The sequence below is a fragment of the Nocardia sp. NPDC101769 genome (assembly GCF_044766925.1).
In the GTDB taxonomy this organism is placed as follows: Bacteria; Actinomycetota; Actinomycetes; order Mycobacteriales; family Mycobacteriaceae; genus Nocardia.
On sequence record NZ_JBIWMX010000143.1, the window covers coordinates 1 to 1459 of the forward strand.

Below are 1459 nucleotides of genomic sequence, written 5' to 3' on the forward strand. Positions count from 1 at the left end.
GAGTAATTGTCAAAACCTGTGTATCGGTATGTTTTAGGCGACCTCCGTTCGGGTGGAATCGGCCGACCCGGCTGATGGTGGCGGGGTGATGTCGCGGGGTCGTTCGAGCAGCTTGCCCTTGTGGAACAGGGCCCCGGCGCGGACGAGCGCGACGAGTTCGGGGGCGTTGACCTTGCGCCAGCGGGTTTGGGCGGCTTCGATCAGCTTGTAGGCCATGGCGATTCCCGCCGCGCGGGAGCCCGGTCCCTTGGTGACTTTCGTCCGCAACCGGACCGAGGCGAAGGTCGACTCGATCGGGTTGGTGGTGCGCAGGTGGATCCAGTGCTCGGCCGGATACCGGTAGAACTCGAGCAGCACATCGAGATCGTCGGTGATCTTCTTGACGGCCTTGGGATACTTTGCGCCGTAGTCGATCTCGAAGGCTTTCACCGCGATCTGGGCCTTGTCGATATCCTCGGCGTTGTAGATCTCCTTCATCGCCGCTATCGCGCCCGGATGCGCCGATTTCGGAAGCGAGGCAAGGACATTCGCGGACTTGTGAAACCAGCAACGCTGCTCGCGGGTTTCGGGGAACACGTCCCGCAACGCTTTCCAGAACCCGAGCGCGCCGTCCCCGACGGCCAGCACCGGCGCGGTCATCCCGCGGCGGCGGCAATCGCGCAGCAGATCGGCCCACGACTCGGTCGATTCCCGGTAGCCGTCGCTGATGGCCACCAGCTCCTTGCGGCCGTCGGCCCGGACCCCGATCATCACCAGCAGGCACAGTTTCTCCTGTTCCAGACGCACTTTCGTGTGGATGCCGTCGACCCACAGGTAGACGTAATCGGTGCCCGACAGATCCCGGGCGGCGAAGGCGCGGGCCTCGTCCTGCCACGACGCGGTCAATCGGGTGATCGACGCCGCCGACAACCCGGCCCCGGAACCGAGGAACTGCTCGAGGGCCGGACCGAAATCCCCGGTGGACAGCCCGTGCAGATACAGCAGCGGCAGCACCTCGGCCACCTGCGGCGACTTCCGTGCCCAAGCGGGCAGGATCGCAGAGGAAAACCGTTGCCGCTCACCAGTTTCCGGGTTGACCCGTTTGTCGTTCACCCGCGGTGCTTTCACCGTCACCGCGCCCGCCGCGGTCAGTACTTCCCGCTCGGCGTGGTAGCCGTTGCGGACCACCAGACGATGGCCGTTCTCATCGACCTGGCCGGCGAACTGGGCCACATAGGCGGCGACCTCGGCTCGCAACGCGGCGGCGAGCATCTGCCGGGCACCGTCGCGGACGATCTCATCGAGCAGCGACCGGGTCGACCCGGCCTCACCGTCGGCGGCGGAGGCGTTCTGAACTACCGTAAGCACGGACGTACCTTCCCGACCGGCGTTGGCGCGCCGGCATGATCAAGACTTCGGACTGATAGATCATCCGGGAAGGTGCGTCCTTCCCGTCATCCACAGGTCCTGATCATTGCTC

Annotated in this window: 1 protein-coding gene; it reads right to left on the reverse strand. The window is 65.5% G+C overall.

Annotated elements, in window-relative coordinates; genetic code table 11:
• Positions 1-33: 33 nt before the first annotated feature.
• Positions 34-1347 (reverse strand): IS256 family transposase, encoded by a 1314-nt coding sequence (locus ACIRRA_RS46030; RefSeq protein ID WP_402782497.1) that lies wholly within the window; start codon positions 1345-1347, stop codon positions 34-36.
• Between the last annotated feature and the right edge of the window lie 112 nt (positions 1348-1459).